15 protein-coding genes and 2 pseudogenes are annotated in these 13,251 nt (G+C 40.2%); 14 read left to right on the top strand and 3 right to left on the bottom strand.

Annotation, left to right across the window (positions count from 1 at the left end; all coding sequences use genetic code 11):
* The 4 genes from istA to AC13CC_RS05455 all read left to right on the top strand — a co-directional run.
* Positions 1 to 1,225: IS21 family transposase (gene istA, locus AC13CC_RS05440; RefSeq protein WP_482876504.1), on the top strand; the 1,225-nt coding region annotated here is incomplete at its 5' end.
* A gap of 22 nt (positions 1,226 to 1,247) precedes the next feature.
* On the top strand, positions 1,248 to 1,985 hold the full coding sequence (gene istB, locus AC13CC_RS05445; protein ID WP_225604039.1) for an IS21-like element helper ATPase IstB: 738 nt from the start codon (positions 1,248 to 1,250) through the stop codon (positions 1,983 to 1,985).
* 42 nt (positions 1,986 to 2,027) lie between these two features.
* The gene (locus AC13CC_RS05450; RefSeq protein ID WP_482876505.1) at positions 2,028 to 2,642 is read left to right on the top strand and encodes a hypothetical protein; all 615 of its coding nucleotides are present in this window, start codon (positions 2,028 to 2,030) and stop codon (positions 2,640 to 2,642) included.
* The gene (locus AC13CC_RS05455; RefSeq protein ID WP_339714976.1) at positions 2,596 to 3,276 is read left to right on the top strand and encodes a hypothetical protein; all 681 of its coding nucleotides are present in this window, start codon (positions 2,596 to 2,598) and stop codon (positions 3,274 to 3,276) included. The genes AC13CC_RS05450 and AC13CC_RS05455 overlap by 47 nt, the downstream gene beginning before the upstream one ends.
* Before the next feature lie 16 nt (positions 3,277 to 3,292).
* Here AC13CC_RS05455 and AC13CC_RS05460 read toward each other — a convergent pair whose 3' ends face one another.
* On the bottom strand, positions 3,293 to 3,841 hold the full coding sequence (locus AC13CC_RS05460) for an N-acetylmuramoyl-L-alanine amidase family protein (protein WP_225604069.1): 549 nt from the start codon (positions 3,839 to 3,841) through the stop codon (positions 3,293 to 3,295).
* A gap of 264 nt (positions 3,842 to 4,105) precedes the next feature.
* On the opposite strand from AC13CC_RS05460, the gene AC13CC_RS05465 reads away from it, so the two are divergent.
* From AC13CC_RS05465 to AC13CC_RS05495, 7 genes and pseudogenes are all read left to right on the top strand, one after another.
* A complete protein-coding gene (locus AC13CC_RS05465; RefSeq protein WP_225604068.1) occupies positions 4,106 to 4,393 on the top strand; it encodes a hypothetical protein in 288 nt (95 codons plus the stop codon).
* The gene (locus tag AC13CC_RS05470) at positions 4,393 to 4,677 is read left to right on the top strand and encodes a hypothetical protein (RefSeq protein WP_225604067.1); all 285 of its coding nucleotides are present in this window, start codon (positions 4,393 to 4,395) and stop codon (positions 4,675 to 4,677) included. Before AC13CC_RS05465 ends, AC13CC_RS05470 begins: the two co-directional genes overlap by 1 nt.
* A pseudogene (locus AC13CC_RS05475) lies at positions 4,664 to 5,221 on the top strand (DUF3875 domain-containing protein); the annotation flags it as partial. The gene AC13CC_RS05470 and the pseudogene AC13CC_RS05475, both read left to right, overlap by 14 nt.
* Positions 5,210 to 5,907, top strand: a pseudogene (locus AC13CC_RS05480) (hypothetical protein); the annotation flags it as partial. The pseudogenes AC13CC_RS05475 and AC13CC_RS05480, both read left to right, overlap by 12 nt.
* A gap of 45 nt (positions 5,908 to 5,952) precedes the next feature.
* Positions 5,953 to 6,567, top strand: a complete 615-nt coding sequence (locus AC13CC_RS05485) for a conjugal transfer protein TraK (RefSeq protein WP_225604066.1) — start codon at positions 5,953 to 5,955, stop codon at positions 6,565 to 6,567.
* A gap of 12 nt (positions 6,568 to 6,579) precedes the next feature.
* Entirely contained in the window at positions 6,580 to 7,557 is a 978-nt protein-coding gene (gene traM / locus AC13CC_RS05490) for a conjugative transposon protein TraM (protein WP_225604065.1), read from the top strand.
* A 10-nt stretch (positions 7,558 to 7,567) separates the two neighbouring features.
* Entirely contained in the window at positions 7,568 to 8,368 is an 801-nt protein-coding gene (locus AC13CC_RS05495) for a DUF4138 domain-containing protein (protein WP_225604064.1), read from the top strand.
* Between the two features lie 37 nt (positions 8,369 to 8,405).
* Here AC13CC_RS05495 and AC13CC_RS05500 read toward each other — a convergent pair whose 3' ends face one another.
* Together AC13CC_RS05500 and AC13CC_RS05505 are read right to left on the bottom strand one after the other, a co-directional pair.
* Complete coding sequence (locus AC13CC_RS05500) at positions 8,406 to 8,939, bottom strand: ORF6N domain-containing protein (protein WP_225604063.1); 534 nt, start codon at positions 8,937 to 8,939, stop codon at positions 8,406 to 8,408.
* Positions 8,940 to 8,968: 29 nt separating this feature from the next.
* Positions 8,969 to 10,228: a site-specific integrase gene (locus AC13CC_RS05505; protein ID WP_225604062.1), complete on the bottom strand. Its 1,260-nt coding sequence runs from the start codon at positions 10,226 to 10,228 to the stop codon at positions 8,969 to 8,971.
* Positions 10,229 to 10,751: 523 nt separating this feature from the next.
* Here AC13CC_RS05505 and AC13CC_RS05510 point away from each other — a divergent pair.
* From AC13CC_RS05510 to AC13CC_RS05520, 3 genes are read left to right on the top strand one after another with little or no spacing between them, the layout of a single operon-like run.
* Positions 10,752 to 11,075, top strand: a complete 324-nt coding sequence (locus tag AC13CC_RS05510; protein WP_482876506.1) for a helix-turn-helix domain-containing protein — start codon at positions 10,752 to 10,754, stop codon at positions 11,073 to 11,075.
* 1 nt (position 11,076) lies between these two features.
* Entirely contained in the window at positions 11,077 to 12,144 is a 1,068-nt protein-coding gene (locus AC13CC_RS05515; protein ID WP_482876507.1) for a DNA cytosine methyltransferase, read from the top strand.
* Positions 12,134 to 13,150 carry a restriction endonuclease PLD domain-containing protein gene (locus AC13CC_RS05520; RefSeq protein ID WP_482876508.1) on the top strand — a complete coding sequence of 339 codons (1,017 nt, stop codon included), beginning with the start codon at positions 12,134 to 12,136 and terminating at the stop codon, positions 13,148 to 13,150. Before AC13CC_RS05515 ends, AC13CC_RS05520 begins: the two co-directional genes overlap by 11 nt.
* The last annotated feature ends 101 nt before the right edge of the window (positions 13,151 to 13,251 follow it).

Genomic DNA, 13,251 nt, shown 5'->3' on the forward strand with positions numbered 1-13,251 from the left:
TGCCAAGCACCCCGATGGCTTCAAGCTCTCACAGTTCAAGTATTGGTACGCCGAATGGCGCAAGGAGACCTCTCCGGTAATGCACATGGAGCACAAGGCCGGCGACAAGCTCTTTATAGACTTCACGGGAAAGAAACTCCACATCGTTGACAGGGAAACCGGTGAACTGAAGGAACTGGAGGTGTTCGTTTGCATACTGGGCAGCAGCCAATATACTTATGTAGAGGCCTGCGCAAGCCAAAAACTGGAGGACTTCATCCGCTGCACCGAAAACGCACTATGGTTCTACGGCGGCGTACCAAAGGCCCTGGTGCCCGACAACCTTAAGTCGGCGGTCACCAAGAGCAGCCGTTACGAGCCCAAGGTCAACGAGGTCTTCGCCGACTTTGCCGAACACTACGAAACGGCGGTACTGCCCACACGTACCTATAGGCCAAGGGACAAGGCCATAGTGGAGAACGCCGTGAAGATAATCTACACCAGGGTGTTCGCCCCTTTACGGAACCAGGTCTTCCATGGCATGACCGATATCAACATCGCGATAAGGGAACTGCTGGAAAAACACAACGCAATGTCGTTCAGGGGAAGGGAATATTCCAGGCGTTCACTTTTCATGGAAATCGAGAAGGGCGAACTGATGCCGTTACCGGCGAAACGCTATGAGGTAAAACGATATGCCCAGGCCACCGTACACAAGAACAGCCATATCTATTTTGGGAAGGACAAGCATTATTACAGCGTGCCCTACAGACATATAGGCAAACAGGTCAAGCTGGTCTATACCGATAACATCGTCGAGATCTACCATAAGCACGAAAGGTTCGCCGTACATACAAGGGACAGGAAGAAATACGGCTATACCACCTTGGCCGACCATATGCCCTCGCACCACAGGTTCGTGAGCGAATGGAGCAGTGAAAGGTTCATCGATTGGGCGGGCAATATCGGCGGACACTGTAAAGGGTACATCATTGCCATCCTGGAGAAGAAGCAACACCCGGAACAATCCTACAAATCTTGTCTGGGCGTGCTCCACCTTGCCAAAAAGTACGGAAGGGAGCGTCTTGAAAATGCGTGCAAACGTGCCTCGGAATATGGTGCGTACAATTACAATATGGTCGAGCGCATCCTAAAAAAGGGATGGGACCAGATCGATGAACGTATGGACGGGGATATGGAAATGCCCGAGCACAACAACATAAGGGGAGGGGAATACTACGAATAGAACAATATTAAAAACAGGACATATGAACGAAAAAACAATGCAATTGATGAAAGAAATGAGGCTCTATGGAATGCACAGGGCCTTCACCACAACAATGGAGACCGGCGGTCCGTCGACCGGTTACACCAACGATGAACTGGTCGCCTATCTGGTCCAGTGCGAATGGGACGACCGGCACAACCGTAGGATAGAGCGATTGACCAAGTCGGCAAGGTTCAGGTATACGGCCGTCATGGAGGCCATCGACTACCGACCGTCGCGCCAACTGGACAAGAACCTGGTCCGGCGGCTAGGTTCCTGCGGGTTCATCCAAAAAAGGGAGAACATACTTATTACCGGCAGTACCGGCGTGGGCAAAAGTTACCTGGCCTCGGCCATCGGCCACCAGGCCTGTTCCATGGGATCAAAAACGATGTACTTCAATACTGCAAAGCTCTTTACCCTGCTCAAGACATCAAAGGCCGACGGTTCCTATCCAAAACAAATAAACAAACTTGAAAAACAGGACTTGCTCATCTTGGATGACTTCGGCCTTAAGCCATTGGACAACATCAATAGGCATGCACTTATGGAAATCATCGAGGACAGGCACGGCAAAAAATCCACTATAATAGCATCACAATTGCCCGTATCAAAGTGGCACGACATTATCGGGGAGAGAACACTGGCCGATGCCATCCTCGACCGTTTGGTGCACACGGCACACAGAATAGATATAAAAGGCGAATCAATGAGAAGAAAATTGAAAAATAAAAACTAAGTTTAACCCACGGATAGATCAAATCTGGGCAGTCCAATTGCCATGGTCAGTTTTATCCGGCGAAGGTGGGTCAGTTTACCCGGCTTATCCAGTTCAGAAGCCTTGTTAAGAGCGTTTCAGTCAGCTGAAGATTCCTATGACTACGCAATACCTTTTGAAAAAGATGAATATGATTTTGAAATTGACGTAAATGGTTTTCAATATATAGGATGGTTAAGAAATCCATCCTCAGATTATGAAGGATTGGACGTTCAAGATCCCTTTAAGAAGGATATTGGAAGAGACTATATCTGTTTTGGAAAACAAATTGAAAGCATATTTGATATTTCATACAGTGAATACCATAAAGAAGCATTCTTTGAAAATAAGGTGGTTTCAGAATATAGGCAATGGAACGAAACTACGGAATATAAATATCACGATAAAGTTGAAAGCAGCGGTGTAATTTTCAAAGTGAATATTCATTTTATTTTAAATTTTTTAAAGGAGATGAATATGTGTTTGATTCTTAAATGTGAGATTGAAAGACAACTAAATGAAAAAGTCTATGGTTTAGAAAAACGAGATCTAGGATTAGCGAACAACACAAAAATTTATCTTATACGACCAGATGGAAAAGTTAAAACACTCAGAGGACGCAATTTTAAAATTGGGTAAAAAAATAATTAAAGAACTACAGCTAGAACATACCGGAAACACATTAGTAAGATGGATGATTCACTATATATCCGAGTTAATGGAAAATGCTGATAAAGCCCCATCAGGAAAGAAAAAAGAACAATTGAGAAAAGAATGTTGCCAAGCAATATTAGAGTTATGGAGAAATAGAGAATTTCTTCCTATGAAGAAGCCTCTACAAAATGTAGCTCCAATACTAGAAATTTTAGAAGTATTTAAGGAACGTGATTTTTTAATATCCCCTCGTTGGCTTGAATACAGGGCACTTCCACGTGATAATAAATGGGCGAGTTTTGTAGATCTGGTCAAAAATAATTCTGAAAAAATTTTCAATCAATGCATGGATGTAAATTTTAATGAAGAAATCATCTTTAAAGAGAAAGAATGGTACAATGAACATGGTGAGTTTCTTTCCAAAGAAGAAAAGGAAATTATTAGTCATTTGGATATGATGATACAACTGAAGAATACCAGTTCTATAGATACCAATGCCATTGAAAAGACTTCTAAAAAGGAAAAATTTGATTATATTTTTAATGAACTTGAAAGTCTAATTAATGAACAAAAGAATGAGTTGATAAATTTAAAGAAATCAATTTCCAAATCTTTGTAGAAAGATCCGGAATAGACTATGATTTTATTCCCATCAAAATAGCCAACGCCATAGCCCTGATGTTTTTTGGATTCAAATAATAATCTGCTTCATCGGCATTGGTAATAAATCCCATTTCAACAAGTACCGTTGGGCAATACACAACAGTCTCCCGAAGTATCTGAAAATTGGCAAATTTCACGCCTCGTTCCTTAAAACCGAGCTTTCCTGTACTTTCTTTTAAAATGGAGAGTCCTATGGCAATGGATACCTTGATATGTTTTACTTTTTTTCTGGAAGTATGGACATACACCTCTATTCCTTGTGAGGTTCTGGAAGATGCATTGCAGTGCAACGACACAAACACATCTGCTTTAAGTGACCCGGCCAATCGGCCCCTATCTTTTAGGGAAACCAGGGTATCGGCATATCGGGTCAAATAGATAGCAAACCTATCATCAAAAAGGGTTTTGTTAAGTATGGTAATTTCTTTGGCTACATTCAAAACCACATCTTTTTCCAATATATCATTTCTACCTATGGCACCGGAATCGGTTCCACCATGTCCGGGGTCGATGATAATCACTTTTTGCTGACCAAAAACAAAGCAGAATTGCAGGAGCGAAATCCAAAAACTGACGTTTTTGAGGCCCAGGCACTTCCAAAATTTTAGAGTTATCAACATAGTCTTTTCAGATTTCCATATGATTTAATGCCAATTGGCATCAAACAAAAACAATCGGATTTAAAATTTATTTTATTCACAAACAACTGATTATCAATTATTTGAATTACAATATACAGTATTTTTCAAATATCAAAATCAGGCAAATTTTAAATCGATTTCATTATGAAAAAATCATTGTATGTAACCACCCTACTCTTGCTCATTTCAAGTACAACCTTTGCCCAAATAGGGGGCATCGAAGATTCCGTCAACGATGTTTCCGATACCATCCGTGCCATTTTCCCGATTATCCTTGGGGTCATCTTCCTTATCGGCTTCCTCTTCAATGCGGGACATTTCTTCGGTGAAAATGCCGATTTGAAAAAAGGGATTACACGAGTACTGGTCTTTGTCCTCATAGCCGGAGCTGTAGTGGGCATCTTCACCTATTTAATAGGCATAGTAGTGTAATGAAACGGTTCGAGGTCTATAAAAACATACGTAAGCGGGCGGTGATTATGGGGTTGCCCATATCCCTGTTCGCCTTGATGATGACATCCGTTATCGGCTCTTTATTGTTTATCATCTTTTCGTTCAGTTTTGTGGTCATCGTTTCCATATTTCTATGGAACGGAGCATTATATACAGTGCTGACCCACCTTACCAAAAACCCTGCTTTGATGCACATCAACAGGGTGTTCCCACAGACCATTAGTAACAAAAGAAGCAGCCACTTATACTATGAGAAGGATTAACCTATCGGCATACCATCCCATTTTGGACATCCAGGGGCATATCATCTTTGCTAACAATGGCAATTTGGTTTTGGGTTACCAAGTGGATACCCCTGAAATATACTCCTTATCTGAGAAGGATTTTGAGGACATACACGGTTCATGGTTCCAGGCGTCCAAATCACTGCCCGTGGCCACGGTTATTCACAAACAGGACATTTAAAGAAAAAGCCTTTATACGGCGAACGAATTGCCCAACGATACCTTTCTCCAAAAAGCGACCCACGATTATTTTAAAGGGCGTGGTTATTTAAAACATAGTTCATATCTGTTCTTTGTTCTCCCATACAACAAGGCATTGAACGCCACCAAGTTTACCTACCCGTTCCGTAAGGTCGAAAAGGGCATCCATAAACAGATGGACCATACTGTACAGGAGTTCATCGCTTCGGTAAACGATGCCGTTTCCTTTGTCAACAATAGCCGAAAGGTGTCCCTTACCCAATTAAAAGAGAGCGAAATATTAGAGCTTACCAACACTTACTTTAACGGGTTCAACGAGGGCGTAGCGAACAACGAGGGCTATACCTGGGGGTTGACCCCTGCGGAACTGGCCAAAAACTTAGCTGTGGTCATTTTGGTCATTTTTTCTACACAGGTATTGGGCGTTTTCGATGCCATTTTGGTGGCCATCGAGACCCAATACCGGGACACGGCTCCGGCACTCCTCCCGTTGCAGATGCAGGATATTGACATCGAACAGGATGTGGGTGCCTTGGAAGCCGCCAAAAAAGCAATGGCCATACTCTACGAGGCTCTGGTCACCCCTTTGTACGGGTTGAAGATGCTAGCCTTTATCATCGGGGTTTTTCTGTGGTTGTTGGATTTGTTCATCTATCCCTTGTTCTTGGCGGAGCGGTTTTTCCTTTTGGGCATCATGCAGGCGTTTTTTCCATTGGTCATCAGTCTGGCCGTATTTGAAAAGTTCCGGTCCTTGGCCTACAATTTCTTTAAGCTCTATGCTGGGGTGTATATGCTGGTGCCGCCTTCTTTTTGGTCAATGTATTCCTGAACAACCTCTATACCGAAATCAACACCAATTTTTGGAGCAACCTATTCGGAACGGATTGGGGAAGTAGCTTTTTTGCCCCGTTGCTGCAACTGGGCTCCATCGGGTTTATCGTATTCCTGAAGTTCAAACTGTACCGTAGGGCCATCTCGTTCACCCTTAAACTTTTCACTGGTGGATAATCCACATTAAAAGGCACATTAGACAATTAATCATCCATACTTAAAATGAAAACACCTTATAAAAACATATACAACATCCTTAAGCTGAACCGCTTTATTGTATTGACGGCCGTTGTAGGGGCTGTGCTCACCTGTATTGTTTCCATGCTGATGGTCATCAAACTGCACAAGGAGACCGTGGGCAGTGCCTTTGTGGTCAACTCAAACGGTAGTGTAATTCCCTTGAAGCTCGTTTCCCAACAAGAAAACCTGAACGTGGAGGCATTGGCGCACCTGGAGCTGTTCCATACCTACTTCTACAACATCGATGCGAGCAATTATGAAAGGAATCTGGAAAAGGCATTATGGCTGGGCAACAGCTCAGTGGATGCCCTCTATCGACAGAAAAAGGCCGATGGGGTCTATAACCGTTTGTTACAGTATTCATTGGTGCAAAAAGTGTTGAGCATCGAATCCAAAGTGGATATCCAAAACGAGCCTTACAGGTTTGAGACCAGGACCGTTTTTGAAATCAACCGGGGTTCCATAACCGATACCTACGAGCTTATCACAACGGGCAACCTTATCAAGGTGGATAGGAACTTTCCGAACAATACCCACGGATTGCTGATTACCGACTTTTTTGAAAAAACATTACGAAAAATCAATGGTGAACGATAAAACCCGTATAAAATGAAAGTAGAAAAAAACAAAATCATCTTTTCCATTGTATTGGTATGTATCCTACTTTTTATAGGAAGCTATGCCATGCTGGTATTGGGAGAGGATGAAGAACCGACCCTAGAGAACAACCAGGTTCCCGTGCCAGAATTGGAGGACGATCAAAAACAGTACGATTCAAAATTGGATGCCCTGAACGATTTGAAGGAGGTTAGGCAAACCAATGCCCCAAGCATCTACGATGAACGGCTACTGGATTCTACGGGCGTTTATGACCCGGATTTGTTGGACAAGGAAAAGATGCGATTGGTGGACAGTATCTACAAACAAGGGCAGATAAAATATTCAGAACAATCCTATGAACATATCAATCCGAGGTACAGGCCATCAAAACCGACCATTAAGAAGGAAAAGGACACCATCGACGTCAAGGATGAGCAGGAAACCGAAGTCGAGGTCAAGGAACGTGCTTTGGAGCACCAACTCTTTTTTGCTTCCCACCCCATCGAGAATGACGATTTGAATGCAAAAAATACGGACGGTTTTATCTACGTCCGTGTAGATGGTACGCAGACCGTCAAAAACAATTATCGCTTACAGATGCGGCTCCTAAAGGATGCCATGATTTATGGGCAACGTTATTCCAGGAATACGCCCATTTATGGATTTATCAGTTTTAAGCCCAATAGGGCCATCATCGATATTGAAAACATCAACCATCAACCCGTAAGATTAAGGGCACATGACTATCAGGACGGTAGCGAGGGAATTTATGTGGAAAACAGTTTTAGGGCAGAAGTTACCAATGAAATCGTTGGGGATATGGTGGACGACATTAACATTACCGGAGTGCCTCAGGTCAGTGGTTTCAAAAAAATTTTCCAGCGTAACCATCGCAATGTCAAGGTTACAATAACTGATAACTACAAACTCATTTTAAAAATATCCAAGACCAAATTTCAAGGAAAGCCCATGATGGGCAATTATTAAACTTACTCTTATGAAAACTTTTATCACATTACTGCTATTGGCCTTTACAACATCTATACAGGCACAGAAACCACTCGACACCATTTATGCCAATGACCAAAAGAACGTTGCCCTGTTTTTTCCCAATCCCATAAGGCAGGGCATTACAGGAATTTCCCATTTTGTGTTCACCTACAACCGTGAAAAGGAACAGTATTTTGGACTGTTACAGGCAAAACCGGGAACCGAGAGCAATCTTTTGGCCGTTACCAGTGACGGTAAGGTGTATTCCTATATCTTGAAATATTCCGAAAAACTTACCAAACTGAACTACTTCATCGACGAGGATGAAAGCATTGGCAATGAAAGCCCCACAATGGAAATACTCAAAACTGAAAATCCAGCAACCGCCACCAATAAGGATAGAACCGCTTATTTTCAAAGAGCTAGTGAATATTTACTCAGATCCGGTTCTGAAACCATTGCCGTAAAACGTAAAAAAGGAATCCGATTAAAGTTACAGAAAATGGTCTACGATGCTTCCGAGGTGCATCTGGTAATGGAGGTCAAGAACAAATCCGGAATCGATTTCGAAATTGACTATCTCAATGTGTACCGGACCAATGGCAACAATAAACGGAAAGCCTCTTACCAACGGTTGAGACAAGAGGTTGTTTATAAATATAAAATGCCCAACGCTATTGCTGATGGGAAATCGCAACGGTTTGTATTTGTGCTTCCAAAGTTTGTCCTAGGCGATAACGAAAAGTTGATGCTGGAACTGATGGAACGGAACGGGAGCAGAAAAGTGGTATTGGAGACAACTCTTTAACAAAATTACTGTACTATATAAACCTAAAAACCAAGCTTTATCGGCTTGGTTTTTTATCATTGGTTTTAAACCCAATTCGTTCCCTATTCTGTTGGTCAATCTGTACTTTATCTTTTTGCAATAGGTAGTTCAACGCTTGGTGGATGTCCTTGAATTTAACGTTCATTTCTTTTTCAAGTTTGGCTATTTGTTCCTTTAAATCCCCATAGTCCGCAAGATGCTTTCTATACATTACAAAAGCCCTAACAATGGAAATGTTTACCTGTATGGCCTTTTTACTCTTCAGTACACTGGAGAGCATGGCAACCCCTTGTTCAGAAAATGCAAAGGGAGCATATCGTAATCCCATTTTGTTAGATTCATTGGACATCACAAATTGTGACCTCCAATTCTCCAACTCCTCTTTGGTCAGTTCAAACATAAAATCATTGGGGAAACGGTCGATGTTCCGTCTCACTGCCTGTTTCAGCACTCTTGTTTCAACTCCATAAAGTTCGGCCAGGTCAAAATCCAACATGACTTTATATCCTCTAATCGTAAAGATTTTTTCTTTTATTATTGATAGTTCCATTTTATAGTTTTTGGTTATTAAAGTGCCTATCACATATTGTGATAAGCTTTGTTTGAATCATCTTTCTGTTCAGAAAATTGCACCCTTAATTTTTGCATATCATCGCTTACTTTACGCTCAATGACCTTGGCATAAATCTGGGTGGTCGAAATTTTCGAGTGACCCAACAGCTTCGATACCGTTTCAATAGGTATACCATTGCTCAATGTAACGGTAGTAGCAAATGTGTGCCTGGCAATGTGAAAGGTCAGGTTCTTTTTGATACCACAGACATCCGCAATCTCCTTTAAATAAGAGTTCAGCTTTTGGTTGGATATTTTGGGAAAGAGTCTACCCTGGGCAACGGCTTTGTAATTGTTTCTGTATTTTTCGATAATGGCCAAAGCTTTTGGAAGCAATGGTATACGGATGGGTTTGGTTGTTTTTTCACGTCTGTAATGAATCCATAATTCTCCATCAATGCCTATACAGATGTTATCTTCCGTCAAATGGATGACATCGATATAGCTCAAACTTGTATAGCAACTGAAAACGAACAAATCCCTTACCATTTGTAACCTTGCAATGGTCAGTTCCTTATTTTCGATTTCCTGGAGTTCGTCCAGACTCAAAAACCCGCGTTCCTTTTTTATGAACTTGGATTTAAAGTTGATGAACGGGTCACGTTCTATCCATCCCAATTTTTGCGACAGGTGTACCAACTTTCTGAACCGCTCGATATGTTTCATTACGGTATTGTTGCCCATCGGTTTCTGGTGGTCCTCCGGAACGTAGCTCCGCAGATACTTTTCGAACTTTATTATAAAATCATAATCCAGTTCCTGTAAATACTTATCGGTAGTCTTATATGCTTTTTTTAGGAACTTGAAAATATAGCGTTGGGTAGTGAAATAGTTTTTTTGGGTGCCCCATTTCAGCTTGCCCTCCATATCCTCATTATGGTAATTAATGATGTCCATAATGGAATGGCTATCGTCGTCCTCTCCAAAATACCTTGCTTTTACGGCTTGTGCGGTAATTAGTTTGCGTTCCGTTTTTAATTCCCGGTAGCATTCAAAAAGAAAGGTGTAGGTTTCGTCCAGATAGCTGTTGAGCATTCTGGATTTTTGGTTGTTTCCCTTTGCCCTGTTTCTGTGGATGTCCCAATCGGAGACCAGAGTTTTTCGTTTTAGGCTAATGGTCGCCCGTTTTCCGTTTACGGTAATTCTGGCATAGAGGGAAGCTTGCTTGTCTTTTGCCCTTGCGAAGTCTGCCCAGAACAAAATACTGAAGGTGGTCGATGTTTTCATTTGTTTCGTCTTTTAGTTAACAACAGGTGTTGTCAGACGAAAGCCAAATCACTTATAAAGATACATTTATTTACCGAACCAAAAAGGCTGCTTTAACAATTAGGTCAACACAAATGTTAAAACGGTTTTGTTATCCGATTTGTTGACTTTTGTTGACGCATTAAATCGAATCATTTGATTTCTCTAAAAAATAAAAAACCTGATAATCATTCGATTAACAGGTTTTTAGTAACAATTGATATGTTAAAAAGTCGGGGTGGCAGGCCCACCCCTATAAACATAAATAGTTGATTTTCATTACTTTACATTGTCAACTAAAACTAGTTAACCGAACTCTGAACCGTGTTCAAATCGGCACATCCAAAGGCAAAACTTATGGGAGTTTTACATCACCAATTTAGGCATTTTTGATAAGAGTAACAATTCATTTCCAATTTTAAAAAGCGAATTGTTCAAAGTAGTTGATAGTAAAATCGCATAACATTTATATATTTGCTAATAAGGTATCAAATGGAATTTAGTAATGACAAGTTTTGGTAATTTCATTAAGAAGGAAAGAGAATTAAGAGATTGGACACAAACTGATTTCGGAGCTAAAATTGGAGTTAATTCAAGTGCAGTGAGCCGAATTGAGAACGGCGCACAAACTTTTAGCAAAAACAAGCTGGAACTTTTAGCACATATTTTTGACATTGATAAACAAAAAATCATAGACCTATATTTCGCTGACAAATTCGCAAGAGAGGCTAATAAATATAGGTGTTCGGAAACAATTTTCTCTGTTGCAGAAGAAACATCAAATTATTTGAAAATAAAAAAATCAAAACAAGGTGAATTCAAGTTTTAATATGGAAATTAAAGAACCACAATTGCGAATTTACTCGCCAACCAACAACAATATAAAAGTCTCGAACCATAAAGAAAATTTAGATGTTATTTCACTTTTTTCAGGTTGTGGTGGAATGGATTTAGGATTCCATCAGGCAGGTTTTAATATAAAATGGGCAAACGATATTGAGCAAAGAGCCTGTGAAACCTATGCTAAAAACATTGGAAACCATATTGTTTGTGGAGATATTACACAGATGGACTATTCTCAAATACCAGATGCCGATTTAATTTTAGGTGGTTTTCCTTGTCAAGATTTTTCCATGATATGGAAACGAGGTGGAATTACAACGGATAGAGGTAATCTCTATCAAAATTTTGTTGAAATAGTTTCCCAAAAGCAACCATTAATGTTTGTTGCGGAAAATGTAAAAGGAATTCTAACGGCGAATAAGAAGAAAGCAATACAACAAATAATCAAAGATTTTTCCGAAACCGGCGATTATGGTTATAGTACCACCGCACATTTGATAAATTTTGCGGATTATGGCGTTGCGCAGCTTAGAGAGCGTGTTCTTATTATCGGAGTAAGAAAGGATTTGGATGCGTTTTTTGATATTCCGGCACCAACAAGAGATCCCAATAATTACTTATCCTCAAAAGAAGCCCTAAAAGGAGTTAATAAAGTAAAATACAATAATGAACATCAGAATATTCAACCAAATACAATAGAAAAATTAAAATTAATCCCTCCAGGTGGTAATTTTACTGATATTCCAAAAAGTTCTCCTCACTATGTTAAAGGCATGATTTCTCACGTTTATAGAAGACTTCATCCCAATAAACCATCAACAACTATTATTGCCGCAGGTGGTGGAGGTACTTGGGGTTACCATTTTGATGAACCTAGACCATTAACAAATCGTGAAAGAGCTAGATTATTTGGTTATCCTGATGATTTTGTATTTGAGGGTACAATTTCTGAGGTAAGAAAGCAAATTGGTAATTCAGTCCCACCCTCTGGCATTCTACCCTTTGCACAGCACATTAAAACGTTTTTAGAAAGTATAAAAGCCAATGTACACTAATGTTCAAAAACATGGTGGGGATTTTCGAAGAATATTGGACAGAGAATTTACCACTTCCAAGAATGTAACCATAGCCTCAGGTTATGCTTCATTAGATGTAATTAATGCGTTTGAAAAACCATTTGTTGAAATTGCAAAAAATGGAGGTACTTCCCGCCTACTTTTGGGAATGGCGTTTTACGAAGGATTAAGTCAAAAAAAACTAGATGCAGTTACAAAATTAAATACTGCCTTAAAGGTTTTTGGTAATAATTCAGGTGTTTTCGTTACCAATGGAAGAAGATATCATGGAAAGGTATATCTATTTGATAAAAAAGATGTCTCTAACATTTATGTTGGTTCATCCAACTTCTCTTCCAGTGGCACTAAGGGTAATATAGAGTGTACGATGCCCATCCTGAATGAAGATCAAAAAGTAGATTTAGTTGCATTCCTAAATGACCTTTATTCTCCCTCATATTCTATATCAATAGATGAAGCTGAGATAACAGTTCCGGGGAAAAAGAAAATTGTTTTAGATAAGGTTGAAAGACTTTGGGCAAATCTAAAAAAATACGATCCAACCAGTATTAATGTGAAAGGGCTTCCAAAATTTATCTTCCCTTTGGAGAGGGTAGCCGAAAAGGAAAAATCCAACTTAAATGTTTATTTTGGTAAAGGTAGATGGAGTCGCACAACAGGTAAAATCAAACCTAGGCCTTGGTACGAGATTGAGTTAATAGCTAGTAATGATCTTAATTCTCAGACATTTTATCCAAAAGGTGATTTCCTAGCTTATACAGATGATGGCTTAATAATCCCGATGAGAACACAAGGTGATTATTACAAAAACATTCGTTCAAAAGACAGCTTGCAAATTTTCGGAATTTGGTTGAAGGGAAAATTAGAAAGAAGTGGTGTTTTGAAAAAATATGAACCAGTGACACAAGAAACCCTTGAAGAATATGGGAATGACAAATTAACCTTTTATAAATTTGAGGAAGGGAAATATTATATGCAGTTTTAGATGTAAAGAATAAGAGAGCCCACGCGTTGTATATGCTGTTTACATTTAGTGAGTGCCATTGACCTCACCTTACGGGTGTACAAGCACCCTCAACCATTCTA

The sequence above is a fragment of the Flagellimonas sp. L-11 genome (assembly GCF_056857735.1).

Bases quoted from the DNA above. Each gene is read 5' to 3' on its own strand.
- AC13CC_RS05495 (WP_225604064.1), top strand. From the start codon at position 7,568: ATGAAAACTTTTATCACATTACTGCTATTGGCCTTTACAACATCTATA.
- AC13CC_RS05450 (WP_482876505.1), top strand. From the start codon at position 2,028: ATGGTCAGTTTTATCCGGCGAAGGTGGGTCAGTTTACCCGGCTTATCC.
- traM (WP_225604065.1), top strand. From the start codon at position 6,580: ATGAAAGTAGAAAAAAACAAAATCATCTTTTCCATTGTATTGGTATGT.
- AC13CC_RS05465 (WP_225604068.1), top strand. From the start codon at position 4,106: ATGAAAAAATCATTGTATGTAACCACCCTACTCTTGCTCATTTCAAGT.
- istB (WP_225604039.1), top strand. From the start codon at position 1,248: ATGAACGAAAAAACAATGCAATTGATGAAAGAAATGAGGCTCTATGGA.
- AC13CC_RS05510 (WP_482876506.1), top strand. From the start codon at position 10,752: ATGACAAGTTTTGGTAATTTCATTAAGAAGGAAAGAGAATTAAGAGAT.
- AC13CC_RS05470 (WP_225604067.1), top strand. From the start codon at position 4,393: ATGAAACGGTTCGAGGTCTATAAAAACATACGTAAGCGGGCGGTGATT.
- AC13CC_RS05505 (WP_225604062.1), bottom strand. From the start codon at position 10,228: ATGAAAACATCGACCACCTTCAGTATTTTGTTCTGGGCAGACTTCGCA.
- AC13CC_RS05515 (WP_482876507.1), top strand. From the start codon at position 11,077: ATGGAAATTAAAGAACCACAATTGCGAATTTACTCGCCAACCAACAAC.
- AC13CC_RS05520 (WP_482876508.1), top strand. From the start codon at position 12,134: ATGTACACTAATGTTCAAAAACATGGTGGGGATTTTCGAAGAATATTG.
- AC13CC_RS05500 (WP_225604063.1), bottom strand. From the start codon at position 8,939: ATGGAACTATCAATAATAAAAGAAAAAATCTTTACGATTAGAGGATAT.
- AC13CC_RS05485 (WP_225604066.1), top strand. From the start codon at position 5,953: ATGAAAACACCTTATAAAAACATATACAACATCCTTAAGCTGAACCGC.
- AC13CC_RS05455 (WP_339714976.1), top strand. From the start codon at position 2,596: ATGGAAAAGTTAAAACACTCAGAGGACGCAATTTTAAAATTGGGTAAA.